Origin of the sequence: Achromobacter sp. Marseille-Q4962, assembly GCF_943737005.1 — a bacterium.
Classification (GTDB): domain Bacteria; phylum Pseudomonadota; class Gammaproteobacteria; order Burkholderiales; family Burkholderiaceae_B; genus Achromobacter.
In genome coordinates, this window is record NZ_CALSFU010000002.1 from 138,067 (window position 1) to 157,595 (window position 19,529).

The 19,529-nt window shown below is 70.6% G+C and carries 18 protein-coding genes and 1 pseudogene; 3 read left to right on the forward strand and 16 right to left on the reverse strand.

All coding sequences use genetic code 11. The features are described from left to right. Window positions 1-74: 74 nt before the first annotated feature. Window positions 75-1,037 carry a tripartite tricarboxylate transporter substrate binding protein gene (locus NGJ44_RS02375; RefSeq protein WP_053244357.1) on the reverse strand — a complete coding sequence of 321 codons (963 nt, stop codon included), beginning with the start codon at window positions 1,035-1,037 and terminating at the stop codon, window positions 75-77. Between the two features lie 309 nt (window positions 1,038-1,346). On the opposite strand from NGJ44_RS02375, the gene NGJ44_RS02380 reads away from it, so the two are divergent. Further along, entirely contained in the window at window positions 1,347-2,753 is a 1,407-nt protein-coding gene (locus NGJ44_RS02380) for a 3-deoxy-D-arabino-heptulosonate 7-phosphate synthase (RefSeq protein ID WP_251862989.1), read from the forward strand. Window positions 2,754-2,784: 31 nt separating this feature from the next. Here the strand turns inward: NGJ44_RS02380 and NGJ44_RS02385 are convergent. The 6 genes and pseudogenes from NGJ44_RS02385 to NGJ44_RS02410 form a co-directional block, all read right to left on the reverse strand. Further along, window positions 2,785-3,210, reverse strand: a pseudogene (locus NGJ44_RS02385) (transporter); the annotation flags it as partial. A gap of 188 nt (window positions 3,211-3,398) precedes the next feature. Next, window positions 3,399-3,878, reverse strand: coding sequence for a carboxymuconolactone decarboxylase family protein (locus NGJ44_RS02390; RefSeq protein ID WP_053244350.1), 480 nt, complete (start codon window positions 3,876-3,878; stop codon window positions 3,399-3,401). Between the two features lie 87 nt (window positions 3,879-3,965). Further along, a complete protein-coding gene (locus NGJ44_RS02395; RefSeq protein WP_251862990.1) occupies window positions 3,966-4,940 on the reverse strand; it encodes a tripartite tricarboxylate transporter substrate binding protein in 975 nt (324 codons plus the stop codon). Window positions 4,941-5,026: 86 nt separating this feature from the next. Further along, window positions 5,027-6,031, reverse strand: a complete 1,005-nt coding sequence (locus NGJ44_RS02400) for a cyclase family protein (protein WP_251862991.1) — start codon at window positions 6,029-6,031, stop codon at window positions 5,027-5,029. Between the two features lie 65 nt (window positions 6,032-6,096). Further along, window positions 6,097-7,302, reverse strand: a complete 1,206-nt coding sequence (locus NGJ44_RS02405) for a CaiB/BaiF CoA transferase family protein (RefSeq protein WP_053244353.1) — start codon at window positions 7,300-7,302, stop codon at window positions 6,097-6,099. A 51-nt stretch (window positions 7,303-7,353) separates the two neighbouring features. Next, entirely contained in the window at window positions 7,354-8,196 is an 843-nt protein-coding gene (locus NGJ44_RS02410; protein ID WP_251862992.1) for an HpcH/HpaI aldolase/citrate lyase family protein, read from the reverse strand. Window positions 8,197-8,282: 86 nt separating this feature from the next. On the opposite strand from NGJ44_RS02410, the gene NGJ44_RS02415 reads away from it, so the two are divergent. After that, the gene (locus NGJ44_RS02415) at window positions 8,283-9,158 is read left to right on the forward strand and encodes a LysR family transcriptional regulator (RefSeq protein ID WP_053244355.1); all 876 of its coding nucleotides are present in this window, start codon (window positions 8,283-8,285) and stop codon (window positions 9,156-9,158) included. Between the two features lie 67 nt (window positions 9,159-9,225). Here NGJ44_RS02415 and NGJ44_RS02420 read toward each other — a convergent pair whose 3' ends face one another. Together NGJ44_RS02420 and NGJ44_RS02425 are read right to left on the reverse strand one after the other, a co-directional pair. Next, a complete protein-coding gene (locus NGJ44_RS02420) occupies window positions 9,226-9,681 on the reverse strand; it encodes a CBS domain-containing protein (RefSeq protein ID WP_251862993.1) in 456 nt (151 codons plus the stop codon). Between the two features lie 26 nt (window positions 9,682-9,707). Continuing rightward, entirely contained in the window at window positions 9,708-10,121 is a 414-nt protein-coding gene (locus tag NGJ44_RS02425; protein ID WP_053244347.1) for an Hsp20/alpha crystallin family protein, read from the reverse strand. Between the two features lie 189 nt (window positions 10,122-10,310). Between NGJ44_RS02425 and NGJ44_RS02430 the strand changes: the two genes are divergently transcribed. Beyond that, window positions 10,311-11,705, forward strand: coding sequence for an MBL fold metallo-hydrolase RNA specificity domain-containing protein (locus NGJ44_RS02430; RefSeq protein ID WP_053244346.1), 1,395 nt, complete (start codon window positions 10,311-10,313; stop codon window positions 11,703-11,705). A 2-nt stretch (window positions 11,706-11,707) separates the two neighbouring features. On the opposite strand, the gene NGJ44_RS02435 is transcribed toward NGJ44_RS02430, so the two are convergent. From NGJ44_RS02435 to NGJ44_RS02465, 7 genes are all read right to left on the reverse strand, one after another. After that, window positions 11,708-13,525 carry an adenosylcobalamin-dependent ribonucleoside-diphosphate reductase gene (locus tag NGJ44_RS02435; RefSeq protein ID WP_251862994.1) on the reverse strand — a complete coding sequence of 606 codons (1,818 nt, stop codon included), beginning with the start codon at window positions 13,523-13,525 and terminating at the stop codon, window positions 11,708-11,710. Between the two features lie 14 nt (window positions 13,526-13,539). Then, window positions 13,540-14,028, reverse strand: coding sequence for a universal stress protein (locus NGJ44_RS02440; protein WP_251862995.1), 489 nt, complete (start codon window positions 14,026-14,028; stop codon window positions 13,540-13,542). 46 nt (window positions 14,029-14,074) lie between these two features. After that, window positions 14,075-16,507, reverse strand: a complete 2,433-nt coding sequence (locus NGJ44_RS02445) for a phosphoketolase family protein (RefSeq protein WP_251862996.1) — start codon at window positions 16,505-16,507, stop codon at window positions 14,075-14,077. Further along, the gene (locus NGJ44_RS02450) at window positions 16,504-17,403 is read right to left on the reverse strand and encodes a murein L,D-transpeptidase (protein WP_251862997.1); all 900 of its coding nucleotides are present in this window, start codon (window positions 17,401-17,403) and stop codon (window positions 16,504-16,506) included. The genes NGJ44_RS02445 and NGJ44_RS02450 overlap by 4 nt, the downstream gene beginning before the upstream one ends. A 10-nt stretch (window positions 17,404-17,413) precedes the next feature. Next, window positions 17,414-17,821: a universal stress protein gene (locus tag NGJ44_RS02455; protein ID WP_251862998.1), complete on the reverse strand. Its 408-nt coding sequence runs from the start codon at window positions 17,819-17,821 to the stop codon at window positions 17,414-17,416. A 194-nt stretch (window positions 17,822-18,015) separates the two neighbouring features. Further along, window positions 18,016-18,999 (reverse strand): zinc-dependent alcohol dehydrogenase family protein, encoded by a 984-nt coding sequence (locus NGJ44_RS02460; RefSeq protein WP_251862999.1) that lies wholly within the window; start codon window positions 18,997-18,999, stop codon window positions 18,016-18,018. Next, on the reverse strand, window positions 18,996-19,493 hold the full coding sequence (locus NGJ44_RS02465; RefSeq protein WP_082308257.1) for a GNAT family N-acetyltransferase: 498 nt from the start codon (window positions 19,491-19,493) through the stop codon (window positions 18,996-18,998). The genes NGJ44_RS02460 and NGJ44_RS02465 overlap by 4 nt, the downstream gene beginning before the upstream one ends. Window positions 19,494-19,529: the final 36 nt, after the last annotated feature.

Below are 19,529 nucleotides of genomic sequence, written 5' to 3' on the forward strand. Positions count from 1 at the left end.
CGGGGCGTCGGGCAGGGCCGGAGGGGGGAAAATGAAAAGCGGCGGGCCTGGCCCGCCGCTTTGGCGTGCAGCGTTCAATCCAGGACGATGCGGTTTTCCTTGATGACCTTGCCCCAGTATTGGCGGTCGGCTTCCAGTTGCGCATCCAGGGCTTGCGGGCCGCCGGCCTTTTCGGTCTGGCCGTTGGCGGCCAGCACCTGGCGAAAGCGCTCCGATTGGACCGTCTTGATGGCGGCCTCGGCGTACTGCCGGACCAGGTCGGCGGGCGTGCCCTTGGGCGCGTGCAGCGCCGTCCAGTAGCTGGCCTTGAGCTGGGGGTAGCCGAGCTCGGTCACGCACGGCACGTCGGGCAGCGCCGGGTCACGCCGGTCGGTGGTCAGGGCCAGGATCTTGATCTCCCCCGCCTTCTGGTGGTCGGCCAGGGCGATGGGCGTCATGTAGGAAAGGTCGTTGCGTCCGGTGATGAGGTCGATCAGGCTGGTCGGCGTGCTCTTGTAGGGCACGGGCGTCAGCGGGATGCCCAGCGTCTTGGACAGGATGAGGCCGTACAGGTCGGTGACGCTTCCGGGTCCCAGGGTGCCGTAAGTCAGCGCGCGATTTTCCTTCTTTGCGTAAGCCACGAGATCGGCAATGGAGTTCACGCCCATCGAGGATGGCACGGTGATGGTGAGCGGGCCGTCGAACATCATGGCCACCGAGGCGAAGCTGTCGAAGCCATACTGCAGATTGGGACGCAGCAGGATGTTCAGCGAAACCGGGCCCGATCCGCCCATGAGCAGCATGGCGCCGTCGGCCGGGGCGCGCGCCACCTGGGTCGCGCCGATGATGCCGTTGGCGCCCGGCTTGTTCTCGACGATGAACGGGCGGCCGACCTGGGCGCTCATGCCTTCGGCCAGCAGGCGCGCGAAGTTGTCGTTGGGCCCGCCGGACGCATAGGGAACGATCAGGGTCACGGGCTTGGGGGCGGCGCGCAGCGGCCGGGCAAGCATCATGAGCGTGCCGGCCGCGAGAAAGCTGCGGCGCGTGGGCTTGAACATTGTCTCTCTCCTTGTCCTGGACGCCATCTTCTGCCTTGCCGTTTTCCTGGCGGGATCCGGTCTTGTGCATGCTGGCCACAGGGTCGGCCGGCGGGGGCGCCGGCCTTGGGTTGTCACAGAAGCCGATCATAAGTTTTATCGGTCCGCGCGATTACCCCACGGTTGTGCAGAACAGTTCTGCGGACCCGGAGAAACTGCGCGGCGGCGCGGGGGAGAAATGGATGACGGATGAGAACGGGCGGCGGTACATTTGTCGGGGCCGCATCGCCCAGCGACCCCGACCATCGGTTCCCTCGCCGTCCATCTTCCATGGCTACTCCATCGCCGCCTTCCCCTCTTGCCGACATCCTGCGCGCCGTCGTCCGGCGCTACCGCTTGCCGGATACGCCCGAGCTGATCGCGGGCCAGATGCGCAACGGGCCCGCGCAGGCGCTTGCCGTGGCGGTGGAGCAGGCCCGGCTGGCGCTGGCGCGCGGGGAGGCGCCGGGCGAGGAAACGAAACGCCGATTCCTGGACGCGCTCTGCCGCCTGATCCGCGACGCGATGCGCGAGCAGGGCGGCGACCCGGTGTTCCAGGCCATGGTGCTCCGGCGCCGCGCCGCCCGGGTGCGGGAGTACGCGTCGCTGGCCGCGCACGCGCAGCGGGATCGCCGGCGGATGCATGCGGCGGTGAATGCGGTTGCGCATCCCGCCCGGCGGCAGTCCGCCGATGCGGCGGACCTGCGCGAGGCGCTGGCCGGCCTGCGCGCGTTGGCCGCGTCGGGATCGTGGTCGGCCTTGCGCGAGGCGGCGGGCCGTCTTGCGGCCATGCCGGAGACGGCCGGCGATGGGCCGCTCGCGCAGGGGCTTGCGCGGCTGCGGGAGGCGCCGGAACTGGATCGCCTGCAGCGGCTCGAATCGTTGATGTCCGATGAGCTGGTGCGCGAATACCAGGCGCTGTGGGGCCGGCAGGGCCCGGTTTCGGGAAGCGCCGGGGCGGCGGCGCAAGGGGTTGCCGCGCAGCGGCGCGGCGCCCGGGTCGAGGCGCTGGCCGCGCGGGCATTGCGGGCGCTGGCGCTGCGGCTCGAAACCGCGGAGCGCGGCCGGGCGGCATACCGCGTGGCGACGTCGATGCGCGTGCCGGCCACCATACCGGGCAGCCCCGATCGCGCCAAGAGCGAGTGGGACGCGGTGTTGCTGCGACGGCCCGCGACGGCCGATGAAACGGAAGCCTGGGAGGTCTGCCTGCTGGTGGAGGCCAAGGCCTCGGCGGACGCGGCGGCCACCGATCTGCCGCGGCTGCTGCGCGGCCTGCGCCTGCTGGCGCAGGCGGACGAGCGCGAGACGTATGCCTTCGAAACGCGCGAAGGCGTGGCGCGCCTGCGGGGCGCGTCGCTGCATGCGCTGACGGCCGACGAGGCGCGGTTGGCGGAAACCGTGCTTTATTGCTGCGATGCCCCCGCCGACGCCGCGCCCCGGCTGCTCAGCGCCGCCAGCCGGATGCAGTTGCTGTCCGCGCCGGCCAGCCTGGCGTTCGCCTCGGCCCTGCGGGCGCCGAGGGCGGATGAAGGGCTGCTGGAGCCGGTCTGGCGCCAGCTGCTGACCTCGCCGCAATGGGGCGGCGTGCTCAGCCAGTATCCGATGCTGCGACTGGCGCGCGGGCTGATGGTTCATGCCGACGACCTGCTGGCCGCGGCCGGCGGCGCGGCGTCGTGCGGCTCGCGCGCCGGCGAATGACCGCCCGGCGCGGGCCGCTGTCCGTGCCGCGTCAGACAATCAGGGCGGCGCTTGCCATGAAGGTGGCCGTGCTGTCGAGGCGGCGCGTGCTGGCGATGGTGGGCGCCCAGCGCAGGGACAGCGACAGCGAGCGCTGGTCGGCCAATTTGCGGTCGTAGGTGAGAATGGGGCCCAGGGCGAAGTCGTGCCCCCGGAAGCCGTCGAGGCGGTCCGCCGTGGGGCCCGAGTCCTTGTCCAGCTGCAGCCGGGTCCCGGCTACCAGGCCCAGTCCGTTGCCGAACATTTTCCGGGCCATCACGTCCAGCCCGAATAGCGGGGCGTTGCGATAGCCGGTGGGCGCCCAGACGTTCAGGCTGAGCGACAGGTGCTGCGTTTCGGAGAAATGGCAGCCGGCGATGACGGGCGTGAAATACAGGTCGAACAGGTTGGAGGCGATGTCGCTCGTCTTGCCCTGCCGGGCCAGCAAAGCGCCAGGAGCAGGGCGCCGGGGCGAAAGGCGGCCTGGGGTGCGGACGGACGGTTCTGCATGGCGACGTGTCCTCATCCCTTGCATGTCAGGGCTCCGCTGCGCAAAGCGTATCGATCGGCACAAGCAAAGCGACGGGCCGTCGCATCGGTTTGGTTTCTGCCCAATTCCGGAACTCGTCAATTCTCCATCGGGGCGGGCGGCGGCCGCCGGGCGCCGAGCGGGTCGGCCTCGCGCGGATCGGCCGGTTCCAGCGCGTAGCCGATTTCGCCGGCCGCCTCAGCGAGGATCTTCTGCGCCAGGCCGAAGGCGGTGTTGGCGGCGGGCACGCCGGCGTAGATTGCGTTCTGCAGCAGCACTTCCTTGAGTTCGTCGGGCGAGAGCCGGGAGTCGTCGGTGGCCGTCAGCGCCGCTCGCACGTGCAATTCGAATTCCTCCCAGCGCGCCAGGGCCAGCGTCACGGACAGCACCATCATGCGGCGCGCCTTGCGAGGCAGGCCGTCGCGGCTCCAGATGTCGTGCCAGGCATAACGCGTGATGAGGTTCTGGTATTCGGCCGTGAAGCCGGTGGCGCGCGAAAGCGAGCGATCGACCCATGCGTCGCCCAGGACGGCCCGCCGGTTGGCGAGCCCTTGCTCGAAATCGTCTTTGCGGCTCATCGAGGTTCCTTGTTCGGGGAAGTACGGCGAGCATAAAGCCAGGGACGCCGGCGCGCAGGCGTCCCTGGCCATGCCCGGGCGGGGCGGTCAGTTGACCTGGATGTTGTTGGCCTTGACCACCTCCGCCCAGCGCGTCTGCTCTTCGTCGACGAACCTGGCGAAGTCGGCGGCGCTGCTGCCCACCGGGGTGAGGCCCAGCTTGCCGAGCTTTTCCCGGGTTTCGGGGCGCGCCAGCGCTTTCTGGACCACGTCCTGCAGCCTGGTCACCACCTCGGGCGGCGCGCCTGCCGGCAGGAAGAAACCGTTCCATTCCACCACGTCGAAGTTCTTCACGCCGGATTCCGCCACGGTGGGCACGTCGGGCAGTTCGGGCATGCGCCTGGACGAGGACACCGCCAGGGCCTTGAGCTTGCCGCCGGTGACGTAGTTGAGGCTGGAGGCGGCATTGGCGAAGTACACGTCGACCTGCCCCCCCATGACGTCCACGATGGCGGGCGCACCGCCCTTGTACGGCACGTGGATGGCCTTGATGCCCGTGTCTTTCTTCAGCAGTTCGGCAGCCATCTGGGCCAGGCTGCCGGGGCCGTACGATGCGTAGGTGTAGTGGTTGGGCTGGTCTTTGGCGGCCTTGATGAAATCGGACAGCGAACCAAAGGCGGAGCCGGGCGCGGCCACCAGGATGTTGGGCACGCTGACCGCCTGCGATACCGGGATGAAGTCTTTCTTCGCGTCATAGGGCAGCTTGCGCAGCGCCGGATTGATGGCGAAGGCCGAGGCGTCGTAGAGCACGGTGTAGCCGTCGGGATTGGCCCGCGCCACGTAGGCCGCGCCGATGGAGCCGCTGGCGCCGCCCTTGTTCTCGATGACGACGCTCTGGCCGCTGGTTTCGGCCATGCCTTGCGCGATGATGCGGGCGGCGTTGTCGGCCCCGCCGCCGGCGGAATAGGGCACGACAACGGTGATGGGCTTGTCGGGATAGCCGGCGGCCTGCGCGGCCGCCGCGGCGGTCAGGCCGAGGGCCGCGGCCAGGGCGGCGCGGGCCGGGTGAGTGCGTTTCTTCATGTCTGCTCCATTCTCCTGTGCGGGAAGCGGGGGGCTTGTTGGAATCGTTGTGTCGTCAGGGGGGCGGGCGGTCCGGGGATCGGGTGTCAGACCGTGGCGATGGGGTTGACCGGCGCGCCGACCAGGCCCGGCAGGTGCATCGGGGCGGCGGTCAGGAAGAAGGCGTGGCGATGGTTCCGTCGCAGCCAGTGCGCGAGCGGCGTGAGGTGCCATAGCTCGCCCAGCGGCAGGCCGAGCTTGAACAGGCAGTGTTCGTGCAGGGGCAGCAGCGCGCCGCGCTCCGTGTCGAGATGATGGTTGCGCAGCTCGACTGCGTGGTTGTCGGCCGCGATGGCGGCGATGCGGCTGTCGGTGATCCACGCGAGCAGGCCGGGGTCGCCGCCGTCGAGCACGCAGCAACGGGTCTTCAGCCGGTGCTGTTCGTTGTCGGCCAGCGTGAGCGCGAGATCGGCCAGGCCGGTGTGCAGGCACAGCACGTCGCCCGGGCGCACGGTTACGCCGTCGGCCTGCATGACGCGCATGAGGTCGGCGTGGGTGATCTTGCGCTGTTCGTCGCCGAAATGCGCGCGCAGGTCCACCATGACGCCCCGGCCCTGGATGCCGTGGCGCGCCATGGGGGCGATGGACAGGTCGCGCGTGCCGGCGAAGCCTTCGCGGCCGGGCGCGCTGACGGTGTAGCCGTTGTAGCCCGTGGGCTGGGGCGTGCCGTTGCCCCGCGCATCGTAGAGCGAACCCACGTGTCCGAGGGCGTCCCATTGGGTGGAGTACTGCGGCGAGAGGGTGACGCTGTCGTCGCTGATGACGTCGGTGGCGCCGGGCACGTCGTTGGCCAGGGGGTAGCGGTAGACGGGCACGCCGTTCTTCTCGGCGGGCCGGATCACGGGGCCCTTGCGCCTCGGGTTCAGCACCGGCGCGCGCGGCACCGTCAATGGCAGGCTGAGCGAGAACGACAGCCCTTCGCGGATCTCGGCCGCGGCGGCCAGGCGCGCGGCGCGGTCCAGGTGGTTGAGGGTGCCCAACTGGTCGTCGGGACCGAAATCGCCCCAGTTCGACCCTTCGGGCCGCTGGCGGTAACGCGGTGTCTGGCTCATGGCCTCGTCGTCTCCTCGCCCGTTTTCGTCGAGCGTCGTTGTTGATGCGGCGGCTGGCGCGGCGGCTAGCGCACCGCCGCGCCTCCCAGCAGCCCGTCGATCTCCGCCGGACCATAGCCCAGTTCGGCCAGAATGGCGCGGCTGTGCTCGCCCAGGCCCGGGGCGCCGCGCGGCGGGGCGGCGGCGCCGTCCCTGTTGCCGCCTTCGTCGAAGCGCGCCCAGCGCGCCAGGCCCAGGTACTCGCCGGCCTGGGGGTTGCGCAGGGTCTGCATAAAGCCCATGGCCTGGACCTGCGGGTGGTCGAACATGTCTTCCACGCGGTTGACCACCGCGCACGGCACGCTCTGGCCGAAGCGCTCGGCCCATTCGGCGGCGCTGGCGCCCGCCAGGGCGCGCCGCACCCGGGGCACCAGCTCGTCGGCGCGGGCCGCGCGCTTCTTGACCGTATCGTAGTCGGGGTGTTCGGCCAGTTCGTCCAGGCCGAGATGGCCGCACAGCGCGCGCCAGAAGTGCGGCGTGTTGGCCGAGATGTACAGATAGCCTTCGCGCGTGGGATGGATGCCCGTGATGCCGCCCGACCGCATGTCGCGCTCGATGGCGCGCGGCTCGCCGTCGGCCCAGACCAGCCGCGCGGACTGCATGGCCAGGGCGCTGCCCAGCAGCGAGACTTCGATGGCTTGGCCGCGGCCGGTGCGCTCGCGCCGGTAGAGCGCGGCCGAGACGCTGCTGGAGATCAGCGCGGCGCCGTAGTAATCGACCACGGAACCGTACAGGATTTCCGGCGGTCCGCCGGGCTTGCCCTGCGAGGCGCACATGCCCGTCATGGATTGCAGCACCTGGTCGTAGCCGGCGTGGCCGGCCATGGGGCCCCGGGCGCCGTAGCCCGTCATGGCGCAGTACACCAGGCGCGGATTGACGGCCGCGAGCGTGGCGTAGCCGATGTTCAGCCGTTCCGGCACGCCCGGGCGGAAATTGTGCACCAGCACGTCCGCTTCGCGGACCAGCCGCGTCAACACTTCGTAGCCGGCCGGCTCCTTGAGGTTGAGGCAGATGCCGCGTTTGTTGCGGTTGATGCCGAGAAATGCCCGGCTTTCGGCCGCCAGGGTGGACGGATACTTGCGCAGGTTGTCGCCTTCGGGCGGCTCGATCTTGACGACCTCGGCGCCCAGATCGCCCAGCAGCGCGCAGCCGTACGGGCCGGCGATGTAGGCGCTCAGGTCCAGCACCTTGACGCCGGCCAGGGGAAGATCGGAAACAGCGGGTTGTTGCATAGGGTGGTCGTTCGGAATCCGTGGGAAAAGAAAAAGGCGCGCGGACAGCGCCTAGCCTGCGCCGGCCGCCAGCAGCACGTCGCGCGCGCGGCGCACGAAGGGGGCATCGATCATGCGGCCGTCGAGCAGGAAAGCGCCCACGCCGGACCGCGCCCGGCTTTCGGCCACGACGCGGCGCGCATGCTCGATTTCCTCGGAGGAAAAACCGAAGACCTCGTTGGCGATGGCGACCTGGCTCGGATGGATGCACGATTTGCCGAGCAAGCCCAGCGAACGCGAGAGCCGGGCCTCGGCGCGGAAGCCTTCGGGGTCTTGCACGCGGGGATAGGCGGCGTCCAGCGCATACTTGCCCGCCGCGCCCGCGGCCAGGCGCACGGCCAGCAGCACGGGGCGCAGCGTTTCCGGGGCGTAGCGCTCGATGCCCAGGGGCTCGAACAGGTCGGCCAGCCCTAGCTGCAGGCCGCGGACGCGCTCGTGCGCGGCGGCGAGTCCGGCCGCGCGCGCCAGGCCCCGCGGCGTTTCGACGTTGACCAGGAAGCCGCCGCGAAAACCCGCGGCCGTGGCCTGTTCGATGGCGCGGCGCACCGCGTCGGCGTCCTCGGTCTTGGGCACGTTGAGCAGGTCGACCGGCAAGCGGCCGAGCGCGGCGAGATCGTCGGCGTACCAGGGCGTGTCGGCCGCGTTGATGCGGACGATAATTTTCTTGGGATGCGCGGCGGCTGGCGCCGCGGCGGCGCGCCGCGCCAGCCAGTCGGCGAGCAGGGCGCGCGCCTCGGGCTTGCGGTCGGGCGCGACGGCATCCTCGAGGTCGAAGGAAATCGCATCGGCCTCGCTGGCCATGGCTTTTTCAAAGAGTTCCGGGCGCGAGGCCGGCACGAACAGCTTGCTTTTCATGAATATCTCCTGGGCCGGATTTTGACCTGGGAGCCCGTGCGCGTGGGCCAGCGGAGATTCGATCAAAAGATAGAATATCTATCATCATGAACACCGATTTCCTGCACACGCTCGTGGCCGTGGCCCGTTACGGCTCCATGGCCGAGGCCGCCCGCAGGCTGGGCCTGACCCATGGCGCCGTGGCGCAGCAGATCCGCGCGCTCGAGCACGAGCTGGGCGCGCCGCTGGTGGCGCGCGCCGGACGCACGGTGCACCTGACCGCCAAGGCGGCGGAGCTGCTCGCGCCCGTGCAGGAGGTGCTGGCAAGCCTGGAGCAGATCCGCTATCTGGCGCGCTCGGGCGAGGTCATGGGCGAGTTGCGGCTGGGCGCGGGCAACACCGCGCTCAATTCCGTGGTGCCGGCCATTCTGGAAAGGCTGGTGGCGCGCCATCCGCTGGTCAACGTGGCGCTGACGCCGGGGCATTCCGCGCGTTTCTACCCGGCGGTGGAAGCGGGGGAAATCGACGCGGCCATCGCGCTGCAAGCGCCTTATCCGCTCTCCAAGAGCATGGGCTGGCAGCTTCTGCGCGAAGAGCCTTATGTGCTGGCCGCGGCGCCCCGGCTGGCGGGGCGCGATCCCCACGCCCTGCTGGCCAGCGAGCCCTTCATCCGCTATCAGCGCAACGATTGGGGAGGCCGGCACGTCGACGACTACCTGCGGCGGGTCGGCATCACGCCGCGCGACCGCTTCGAGCTCAACGCCATCGAAGCCATTGCCGTCATGGTGAGCCGCGACCTGGGCGTGGCCATCCTGCCGCTGTCCACCAACGGGGCCATCGAGCGGCTGGGCCTGGCCGCGCTGCCGCTGCCGGCGCCGTGCGAGCCGCGCCGCTTCGGCCTGATCTGGCTGCGCGGTTCGTCCCGGCTGGCGCTGATCCAGGCGTTTCGCGAGACGGCGGTGGAGGAGTACGGCAAGCTGTGACGCGCGGGCCCGCGCCCGCCGCGCCGCCGGCCTCGGGCCCCTCCCGGCCGGACCTACCCGGCCGGACCTACTCCGCCTGCGCCAGCAGGGCGCGCAGGATGTCGCGCCGGCTCACCACGCCGACCAGCTTGCCGTCGCGGGTCACGGGCACCCGCTTGATGCTGCGGCAGACCAGGATGTCGGCGATCCGCGCCAGGCCGGTGCTCTCGTCCACGGCCACGGGCGGGCTGCTCATCACGTCGCGGGCGGTTCTTTCGGCCAGGTGCAGGCTGCGCAGGAACTCCGGGTTGAGCGGATGTCCCTCGGCTAGCTGGGCCAGCCAGTGCTCCTGCTTGCGCTGGTGCACGCTGTCCTGGCGGTGCACCAGGTCGCCTTCGCTCACCAGCCCGATCAGCCGCCCGTCGCTTTCGGTCACCATGACGGCGCTGATGTTGCGGTCCAGCATGGTGCGGATGATGGCGGATACGGGCGTATCGGGCGTTACGCTGAGCGGGTCGGGGGTCATGAGATCGCGTGCTCGCATGGCGGTTCTCCGGAAAAGGCGGCGGATCACTCGACGGCGACTTTCCGGCTCGCGCCGCCGGCCTTCTTGGGCAGGTTGAGCGTCAGCACGCCGTTGTCGTACGTGGCCTTGGCCTGGGCTTCGTCGATCGGGCCGGCCAGGGTCAGCATGCGCTGCGCGCTGCCCCAGTACCGCTCGCGCTGGATGACCCGGCCTTCGGATTTGACCTCGTCCTGCTGCTCGCGGTGCGCGCGGATGAGCACCGTGGCGCCGTCGATCTGGACGTCGATGTCTTCCTTGGAGAAGCCGGGCGCGTCGGCCTTGAGAATGTAGGCGTCCGGGCTTTCGGTGATGTCGATGTCCATGCGCGGCGCGTCTTCTTCGGCGCGCTGCCGGATGGGTCTGAGGAACGCTTGGAAAACGTCGGAAAACGGGTCGGATGAGGGAATCAGGCGCGACATGGAAGTCTCCTCGAGGGGCAAAGGCAAAGAGCTGCCTTCCCGTCTATATTGATCCTGCGCGGCCGGGCAATCTTGATCCGCGTCAAGCATCGATGTTTTGCCGGGTCGCGGCGCCGCGCCGCGTGCGAAGCTGGGGCCGCGAAGCGCATGGTTTCGCGCGCCGGAGGTCCGGGGATCGGGAGAGGTTTCATGTTGAAAAGCCTGCAATTGCGTTTTCTGGGAGGCGCCGGCACGGTGACCGGCTCGCGCCATTTGCTGGAGGCGGACGGCCGCCGCGTGCTGCTCGACTGCGGCCTGTTCCAGGGCCTCAAGCCGCTGCGGCTGCGCAACTGGGCGCCGTTTCCGGTGCGGCCGGCTTCGGTCGAGGCGGTGGTGCTGTCGCACGCGCACCTGGACCACTCGGGCTACCTGCCCAAACTGGTGCGCGAGGGGTTTCGCGGCCCCATTTATTGTTCGGCCGGCACGCGCGACCTGTGCGAGATCCTGTTGCTGGACAGCGCGCACCTGCAGGAGGCCGACGCCGATTACCTGAACCGTCATGGGATTTCGCGGCACAAGCCGGCGCTGCCGCTGTATACGGTGGCCGATGCGCAACGGGCCATCGCGGCGCTGCGGCCCGTGGCGTTCGATGAGACGGTGGCGCTGCCGGCCGGACTGCAACTGCGCCTGAGGCGCGCCGGCCACATCCTGGGCGCGGCGGTGGTGGAGGTGGACTACCCCGGCGGCAGGCTGGTGTTCTCGGGCGACCTGGGGCGCTACGAAGACCCGCTCATGCCCGCGCCGCAGGCGGTCGCCGAGGCGGACTACCTGCTGGTGGAATCCACCTACGGCAACCGGGCGCACCCCAAGGACGACCCGCGGGACGTGCTGGCGGAGATCATCCAGCGCGCGATCCGGCGCGGCGGCACCGTCGTCATTCCGTCGTTCGCGGTGGGGCGCGCGCAGTTGCTGCTGCTGCACTTGTGGCGGCTCAAGCAGGCCGGCCGCATTCCGCGCGACCTGCCCGTGTACCTGGACAGTCCCATGGCCACCGACGCGGTGGACGTGTATCTGCGGCACGAGCGCGACCAGCGGCTCACGGCCGCCGAGGCGCGGGCGGCCTACGGAGTCGCCACCTATGTGCGCGACGTCGAGCAGTCCAAGGCGCTGGACGCCTCGGCCATGCCGAAGATCATCGTGTCGGCCAGCGGCATGGCGACGGGCGGGCGCGTCATCCACCACCTCAAGCATTACCTCCGGGACGCCCGCAATACCGTGCTCTTCGCCGGCTTCCAGGCGGTGGGCACGCGCGGCGCGGCCATGCTGGACGGGGCGCCCAGCGTGAAGATCCATGGCGAGTACGTGCCGGTCAAGGCCGAGTTGCAGAATCTTTCCATGCTGTCGGCCCATGCCGACGCCGATGAAATCATCCGGTGGCTGCGCGGGTTTTCCAGGCCGCCCAGGGAAACGTTCATCGTCCATGGAGAGCCCGGCGCCGCCGACGCCCTGCGGCTGCGCATCCAGGACGAACTGGGCTGGTCCTGCCATGCCGCCGAGCCCGGCGAAACCGCCACGCTCCGGGGCGCGGCTTCCGGATCGGCGTAACCCTATTCGCAGGCGGCGCAATCGCCGGGCGGCGAGCAAGGGCGCTGCGGCGCGTCGCGGGCGTACATGACGGCGTCCATTCCGGCGGCGGGGCGGAACAGCGTCAGACCTTTCAGGCCGGCTCGCCATGCCTGCAGGAACAGGGCCTGGGCGCGTTCCAGCGGACAGTCGGCCGGCACCGGCACGCTTTTGGAGATCGCCGCGTCGACCAGGGGCTGCAAGGCGGCGAGCATGGCGACGTGATCCTCCGGCGCTATGCTCGCCGCGCTGAGGAAACAGGGCGGCAGCGGCGCGTCTTCGCCCATCAGGTGCCGCCAGCGCCGCCAGGCGTGGTTCTCCGCGCGGGTCTGGACGGGAGCCTCGCGCCCCAGCCGCACCATGCGCGTGTACACCCAGTCGAAAGCCGGTTCGATGCCGTTGGAGCAGTTGTCGCCAAAGGCCAGGCTGACGCTGCCCGTGGGTGCGAAGGAAAGCAGGTGGCTGTTGCGCAGGCCGTGCCGGCCGATGGCCCGCCGCACGGCGGCAGGCAGCTCGGCGCCTACCCTGTCCGCGCCCAGGTAGTCTTGGGGGCGGTAGAGCGGAAAGGGGCCGCGTTCGGCCGCCAGGGCGGCCGAGGCGGCATAGGCATGATCCCGGATGATGCGCACCGCGTCGCGGGCGGCGGCGCGGCCCGCCTCCTCGTCGTAGCGCAGGCCGAGCATGGCCAGCATGTCGGCCAGCCCGGTGATGCCCACGCCGATGCGCCGCTTGGCGCGGGCCTCGGCCGCGTGCGCGGGCAGGGGCCAGCGCGTCAGCGCCAGGACGTTGTCGAGCAGGCGCACCTGGATGCGCGTCATCCGGGCCAGCCGGCCGCGCTCCAGCGTGGCGGGTCCGCCCACGCCGAAGGGGTGCGAAACCAGCCGCGAGAGATTGATCGGCCCCAGCACGCAGCTTCCGTAGGGCGGCAGCGGCTGCTCGCCGCAGGGGTTGGCGGCGCTCAAGGTTTCGAGGGCGCGCAGGTTGTTGGCGCGGTTGATCGTGTCCAGGTAGAGCAGGCCGGGCTCGGCGCTTTCCAGCGCCTGTTCGGTGATGGCCCGCCACAGCGCCCGCGCGGATTCGCGGCGGTACTGCCAGAGACCGTCCGGCATCCGGAACGCGCCCCGGGCCCGCGCGGCGGGGCCGGGAGCGGCGCGATGGCAGAGCGTCCAGGGCGCGTCGTCGACGACGGCCTGCAGGAAGGCGTCGCTTACCGCCACGGAGAGATTGAAGCCGCGCCAGCGCTTGCGGCCCGCCTTGGCGCGCGCAAAGGCGAGCAGGTCGGGATGGGTGCACGACAGCACCGCCATCTGCGCGCCCCGGCGGGCGCCCTCGAACGCCAGCGCGGCCGATGCCGCGTCGTAGCGGCCGATGGCCTCGCAGGCCGAGGGCAGGCCGGCCCTATCCTGCGCGTCGGCGGGCGGCAGCACGGAAAAGTCGTAGCCCACCCCGCCGCCCATGGACAGCGTCTTGCAGGCATCGGCCAGGCCGGCCTCGAACGACGCCGCTCCCCGTCCGGCGCCGACGGGATGCACGAAGCAATTGACCATGGTGCCGGTCCGCCGCGCGCCGGCGTTGGCCATGATGCGGCCGGCCCCGATCGCGCCCTGCTCCATGTTGCGCAGGAATGCGCGCGCGACGGCCTCGCGGCGCTCCGGGCGTTCGGCCTGGGCCAGCGCCAGCGCGACGCGGCGGTATATCTGCGAGGCGTCGTGCTCGCCCGGGCCGGCGTAGCGGTCGGCCAGCACCTGCCGGCTGACCGGCTGCGGCGCCGGCGGCGCGGTATCGGCGCGCGGAGACGGCACGGAAGTTCCGGCGCTCAATGCGAGGGCGCCGCCGGCGCGCCGTCCGCCGCTTTCTCTTCGACGCCGCGCACCAGCAGCACGGGCACCGGGGCGCTGCGCAGGACGTTCTCGGCGCTGCTGCCCAGCATCAGGCGCCTGACGCCGCGCCGGCCGTGCGTGCCCAGCACGATGAGGTCGGCGCGCCAGTCCCGCGCTTCCTCGAGTATGCATTGCGGCACCGTCCGGTCCAGATTGGCGTACAGGGTCGTCTCCACGTCCAGCCCCGCCGTGCGCACCCGCGCCGCGCCTTTCTCCAGGACCTCGGCGCCGTTCTTCTGCAGCAATTCGAGCAGCTCGCCGGCGTAGACGCCATAGGCGTCGATGGCCAGCGCGAAAGACAGTTCGTCGACGATATGAATCAGCCGCAGGCGGGCATGCGTGAGCGTGCCCAGGCGTATGGCTTCGGTCAGCCCCTGCTCGGCGGTCGGGCTGCCGTCGATGGGAACGAGTATGCGTTGATACATGGAACACCTCCGTGCGGTGGACAAGGGTATGCCTGCTGGCGCATGGCTATGCGTCCGGGCGCCGCCCGGCGGCCGTTTCCCCGGCGGCCGTTTCCCCGGCGGCCGTTTCCCCGGCGGCGTCGGGCCAGCGCCAGTCGCGGATTTCCGGGGCGTCCACGCCTTCGGCGCGCGCATAGGCCAGCAGGTCTTCCTGCTTCCGGAGCCAGCGCTGCCGGGCGGGCTCGCTGCACGTGCGCAGGCGCGGGACGCGTTCCAGCACGTTCATCGCCAGGCTGTACCGGTCTATGCCGTTCAGCGCCGCCAGTTCGAACGGCGTGTTCACGTCGCCTTTCTCCCGATAGCCGTGCACATGGAAATTCGGCTGGTTGCGGCGCCGGTGGCAGAGCTTGTGGATGAGCGCCGGATAGGCATGGAAGTTGAAGATCACCGGCTTGTCGGCGGTGAACAGGGCGTCGAATTCCTCGTCGGGCAGGCCATGGGGATGGTGGCTGGGCGAAACCAGCGTGAACAGGTCCACCACGTTGACGAAGCGGATCTTCAGGCCATGGAAGCTGGCCTTGAGCAGGGCCGTGGCCGCCAGCGCCTCCTGCGTGGGGATGTCGCCCGCGCAGGCCATGACGAGGTCGGGCTGCTGGTCGACGAAGGTGCCGGCCCAGTCCCATCGGCCGATGCCCGCGGCGCAGTGGCGGATCGCGCTGTCCATGTCCAGATAGACGGGGTGGGGCTGCTTGTCGGCCACGATGACGTTGACGTAGCCCGTCGAGCGCAGGCAATGGTCGGCGACGCTCAGCAGGCAATTGGCGTCCGGCGGCAGGTAGATGCGGACCACGTCGGGGCTCTTGTTGGCGACCAGGTCCAGGAAGCCCGGGTCCTGGTGGCTGAATCCGTTGTGGTCCTGCCGCCATACCAGCGAGGTGATGAGCAGGTTCAGCGAAGCGACCGGCGCGCGCCAGGGCGCTTCGTTCCTGGCCTTGTCCAGCCATTTCGCGTACTGGTTGAACATGGAGCCGACGATGTGGGCGAAGGCCTCGTAGGTGGAGAACAGGCCGTGCCTGCCGGTGAGCAGATAGCCTTCCAGCCACCCTTGCAGCGTGTGCTCGCTGAGGATTTCCATGACCCGGCCGTCGGGCGATAGCTCGCCGCCGTCGGCGTCGCTGTCCAGCATCTGCGCCATCCAGGTCTTGGGCGAGGCGGCGTAGATGGGCGCCAGCCGGTTGCTGGCGGTTTCGTCGGGGCCGAACACGCGGAAGCGGTCGAGGTTGCGCTGCATGACGTCGCGCAGGAAACCCCCGAGCTGCTGCGTCGCCTGGGCATCCACCCGGCCCGGCGCGGGGGTGGCGACCGCGTAGTCGCGGAAATCCGGCAGATCCAGCGCCTGGCGCAATCGGCCGCCGTCGGCATGGGGGTTGGCGCTGATGCGCCGCTCGCCCTGGGGCGCCAGCAACCGCAGTTCGGAAATGAGGCGGCCCCCGGCGTCGAAGTGCCGCTCGGGCCCGTAGCTGCGCATCCATGCCTGCAAGGCGAGCAATTCGTCGGGCCGGCCGGCGGGGTCGGGAAGCGGTATCTGGTGGGAGCGCCACGAGCCGGCCACGCGGTGGCCGTGCAGCTCCCTCGGGCCGGTCCAGCCTTTGGGCGTGCGCAGCACGATCATGGGCCAGCGCGGCCGCTTCAGCCTGCCGCGCGCGCGGGCCTGGGCCTGGATGCCGCGTATTTCCGCCAGGCATTGTTCCAGGGCGCGCGCCATCTTGCGGTGCATGCGCGGCGGATCGTCGCCTTCGACGAAGTGCGGCCAGTAGCCGTATCCCTCCAGCAGCGCGCGCAGTTCCCGGGCCGGGATCCGCGCCAGCACGGCGGGGTTGGCGATCTTGTAGCCGTTCAGGTGCAGGATGGGCAGCACCGCGCCGTCGCGGCGCGGATTGAGGAATTTGTTGGAATGCCAGGACGCGGCCAGCGGACCGGTTTCGGCCTCGCCGTCGCCCACCATCGCGGCGACGATGAGCGAGGGGTTGTCCAGGGCCGCCCCGTAGGCGTGCGACAGGCTGTAGCCCAGCTCTCCGCCTTCGTGGATGGAGCCCGGGGTCTGCGGCGTGCAGTGCGAGCCGATGCCCCCGGCGGCGGAAAACCGCTGGAACAGCCGCAGCATGCCGGCCTCGTCCTGCCCGCATTCGGGGTACAGCTCCGAATAGCGGCCGTCCAGGTAGGCATGGGCCAGCACCGCGGCCGCGCCGTGGCCCGGGCCGCAGACATACATGAGGTCGACGCCGTGCACGCGGATGAGACGCTCCAGGTGGACCAGGGCGAATGTCTGGCCGGGGCAGGTGCCCCAGTGTCCCAGCAGCCGCCGCTTGATGTGCGCCGGCTCCAGCGGCTCGCGCAGCAGCGGGTTGTCGCGCAGATAGAGCATGCCCGCGCACAGGTAGTTGGCGGCCTGCCAGTAGGCATGCATGCGTTCCAGTTCGGCCTGGGAGGGCGGGATCATGGTTGGCGGTCCTTCTGTGAAGAGGGCGGCGGCGACCATTCCGGCCGCCGGTCGCGCCCGGTGTCGACGATGATGAGATAGCGGCCCACGCCGCCGGCGGTCGTGCGGTCGGTGCGCAGCACCCAGGGCGGGCGCTCGCGCTGCGCGGCGATTTCGTAGTCGGCGTCGAGCAGGCCGTAGCGGTCGATCAGCCGGTTCAGGCTGGACGGAATGCGGATGCAGCCCTTGGACTGGACCGTGCCCAGCCGCTTTTCGAGAATGGGGTCGGTGGAGTGCAGTTGCAGCCGCATGGTGCCCGCCTGGCCGTCGCCCCAGCCCTTGCGCGCCTGCTGCCAGCCGAAGTCGTAGACTCTTTCGCCCTTTATGCCGTAGCCCCGGATGCCGTTGGCGTTTTTCGTGCCCTCGGCGCGGAAGTCGGGGTTGTCCAGCGAATGCCCGAAAACCCCCGTGGGCGTTTCGAAATGATCGAACTCGCCCAGGCGGCCCGTGGAAACCGGCGCGGCGCCGAGATACCGTGCGGGCGCGTCGGCGGGCAGCCAGTAGAGCAGGGCGGCCTGCGCGTTGGGGTTGCGGTCCACGACCAGGACGTATTGGGGGGCGATCAGGAAAATGCCCGCGGTTTCCAGCGCGCGGCGCGCCAGGTCGCCGTAGCGCGACTGCTCGGCCTGCGGCACGGCGAGCTGCGGCCGCACGTCGGCCTGGTATGCGGCGGCCACCTCCTGCGGGCCGGGGCGGGCCGCGGCGGCCGGCGCGATGGCCGCCGCCCATGCCAGCGCCGCCGCGCCGCAGGCCCGTGCCGTCCGCCCGCCGCGCCGGGGGCGCAGGCGGGATTCTCCGCGCGGCGGAGCCGGCGCCGGCGGGCCCAGGGAATTGCGTGTCCATCGCAGTATCGCCATCGGCTTGCTCTCAATGGACGAGGGTTACCGGAACAGGAACGATGCGCATCACGGTCGCAGCGACGGCGCCCATCGGGCCTGGCGCCGAACCCGCGCCCCGCGTGCCCATGACGATGTGGTCGCATTGCCGCTGGGCCGCGTAGCGCCGGATCGATTCGGCCACGCCGCCGATGCGCACGCCCGCGTCATAAGGCAGCCCAGCCTGGTCGAGCATGGCCGTCGCGGCGGCGACCGCCATGCAGGCCTTTTTCTCATCGTAATCCTCAACCGGCGCGGCGGCGAGAGCGGGCGCGGCGCTTTCCTGGACGGTCAGCAGGCAGATGTGGCAGCCGCCCCGGCGCCGCATCCGCCGGACCACGAAGCGGACGGCGCGCAACGCATGCGTCGAACCGTCGACGGGGATAAGCACTTTTTTCATGGCGGCTCCATGCCCGCCGTATCGCCGCGCCGAGGGGGCGGGCGGACCGGTCCGGTTCTCCAGGGCTGTGCACGCTGACTGAAAGAGGACGCTGCATTTTTGCGTGGACACCTCTTAATGTTGCGGAGTTCGGCAAGGGACGGATTGACCGGGATCAAGTTTCCCGGAGGCGTCCGCGCGTGCCGGCCGCGCGCTCAGGGCACCAGCACCGCGGTGGCCTGGATGCGGCCCGCGCGCAGGTCGTCCAGCGCCTGGTTGGCCTGCTCCAGCGGGTAGGGGCGCACCTTGCAGCGCACGCCGGCCGCCACAGCGGCTTCGATGAATTCCCTGCCGTCGGCGCGCGTGAGGTTGGCCACCGACGCCAGCGTGCGTTCGCCCCAGAGCAGCCGGTAGGGGAAGGAAGGGATGTCGGACATGTGGATGCCGCCGCAGATCACGCAGCCGCCCTTGCGCACGGCGGCCAGCGCGCGCGGCACCAGCTCGCCGGCGGGCGCGAAGAGGATCGCGCCGTCCAGCGGTTCGGGCGGGTCTTGCGTGCTGTCGCCGGCCCAGGCCGCTCCCAGCGTGCGCGCATGCCGCTGCGCGGGCAAGTCGCCCGCCCGCGTGAAGGCGTAGACGCTGCGCCCCTGCCAGCGGCAGACCTGCGCCAGGATCTGGCCCGCGGAACCGAAGCCGTAGATGCCCAGCCGGCGCGCCTGGCCCGTGGCCCGCAGCGAACGCCAGCCGATCAGGCCGGCGCACAGCCAGGGTGCGATCTCGGCGGCTGGCGCGCCGGGCGGCAGGTCGAAGAGAAATTCCGGATCGGCCAGCATGTGCGAGGCGAAACCGCCGTCGCGCGTATAGCCGTTGAAGTCCGCGTGGTCACAGAGGTTTTCCTGGCCGGCCAGGCAGAATTCGCAGCGCCCGCAGGCATGCGCCAGCCAGGCCGCCCCGACCCGCCTGCCCAGCAGGGCGGGATCGACCCCGTCGCCTGCCGCTTCGATGACGCCCACCGCTTCATGGCCCGGCACGCGCGGGTAGCGCAGCCCGGGCAGTTCGCCGTCCACCACGTGCAGGTCGGTACGGCAGACGGCGCAAGCCTCGATGCGCAAGCGCACCTGTCCCGGCGGCGGCGACGGATCGGGGCGCTGCGTAAGCGTCAGCGGAGCGCCGGCGCGGGCCTGTTCCATGACTTTCATGGCGAGCTCCTTTCCAGGGATGCGGCTGCCCCGCTCGCGGTCGGCAGGGAATAGAGCGCCAGCTCCGTGCGCCGCGCGGCGCCGGCCGCCGCCCAGAACGCCTGGCCGCTCGCGTTGGCGCTGAACACCAGCAGGTGGCATTTTTCGATGCCCCTGTTGTACAGCGCGTCCAGACTGCGCTCAAGCAGCGCTCGCCCCAGGCCCCGGCGGCGCTCGGCGGCGTCTACCGCAAGATGATGTATCAGGCCCCTGCGGCCGTCGTGCCCGCACAGGATGGTCCCCGCCAGCCGCGGCCCGCGCCAGGCGGCAAAGCTCAGGCCCGGATTCCGTTCCAGAAACCGCGCAATCGCGTCGGGACGGTCGGCGCTGCTCAGCCCGACTTCCGGCGTTCGCAGCCAGAGCGCGTAAGCCTGAGCATAGTCGTCCAGGCCGAACGCACGTATCCGGATGGCGGCCGCGGTTGGCGGGGAGGGGGAGGCGTTGTGGTCGGTCATGCTTTCGTTCCTTATGCTTCGCGGTTGGCGAAACGA

Coding starts and splice junctions, on each gene's coding strand:
- NGJ44_RS02380 (WP_251862989.1), top strand. CDS start 1,347: ATGGCTACTCCATCGCCGCCTTCCCCTCTTGCCGACATCCTGCGCGCC.
- NGJ44_RS02430 (WP_053244346.1), top strand. CDS start 10,311: ATGTTGAAAAGCCTGCAATTGCGTTTTCTGGGAGGCGCCGGCACGGTG.
- NGJ44_RS02410 (WP_251862992.1), bottom strand. CDS start 8,196: ATGAAAAGCAAGCTGTTCGTGCCGGCCTCGCGCCCGGAACTCTTTGAA.
- NGJ44_RS02450 (WP_251862997.1), bottom strand. CDS start 17,403: ATGGCGATACTGCGATGGACACGCAATTCCCTGGGCCCGCCGGCGCCG.
- NGJ44_RS02460 (WP_251862999.1), bottom strand. CDS start 18,999: ATGAAAGTCATGGAACAGGCCCGCGCCGGCGCTCCGCTGACGCTTACG.
- NGJ44_RS02445 (WP_251862996.1), bottom strand. CDS start 16,507: ATGATCCCGCCCTCCCAGGCCGAACTGGAACGCATGCATGCCTACTGG.
- NGJ44_RS02405 (WP_053244353.1), bottom strand. CDS start 7,302: ATGCAACAACCCGCTGTTTCCGATCTTCCCCTGGCCGGCGTCAAGGTG.
- NGJ44_RS02455 (WP_251862998.1), bottom strand. CDS start 17,821: ATGAAAAAAGTGCTTATCCCCGTCGACGGTTCGACGCATGCGTTGCGC.
- NGJ44_RS02465 (WP_082308257.1), bottom strand. CDS start 19,493: ATGACCGACCACAACGCCTCCCCCTCCCCGCCAACCGCGGCCGCCATC.
- NGJ44_RS02375 (WP_053244357.1), bottom strand. CDS start 1,037: ATGTTCAAGCCCACGCGCCGCAGCTTTCTCGCGGCCGGCACGCTCATG.
- NGJ44_RS02420 (WP_251862993.1), bottom strand. CDS start 9,681: ATGCGAGCACGCGATCTCATGACCCCCGACCCGCTCAGCGTAACGCCC.
- NGJ44_RS02395 (WP_251862990.1), bottom strand. CDS start 4,940: ATGAAGAAACGCACTCACCCGGCCCGCGCCGCCCTGGCCGCGGCCCTC.
- NGJ44_RS02425 (WP_053244347.1), bottom strand. CDS start 10,121: ATGTCGCGCCTGATTCCCTCATCCGACCCGTTTTCCGACGTTTTCCAA.
- NGJ44_RS02400 (WP_251862991.1), bottom strand. CDS start 6,031: ATGAGCCAGACACCGCGTTACCGCCAGCGGCCCGAAGGGTCGAACTGG.
- NGJ44_RS02390 (WP_053244350.1), bottom strand. CDS start 3,878: ATGAGCCGCAAAGACGATTTCGAGCAAGGGCTCGCCAACCGGCGGGCC.
- NGJ44_RS02440 (WP_251862995.1), bottom strand. CDS start 14,028: ATGTATCAACGCATACTCGTTCCCATCGACGGCAGCCCGACCGCCGAG.
- NGJ44_RS02415 (WP_053244355.1), top strand. CDS start 8,283: ATGAACACCGATTTCCTGCACACGCTCGTGGCCGTGGCCCGTTACGGC.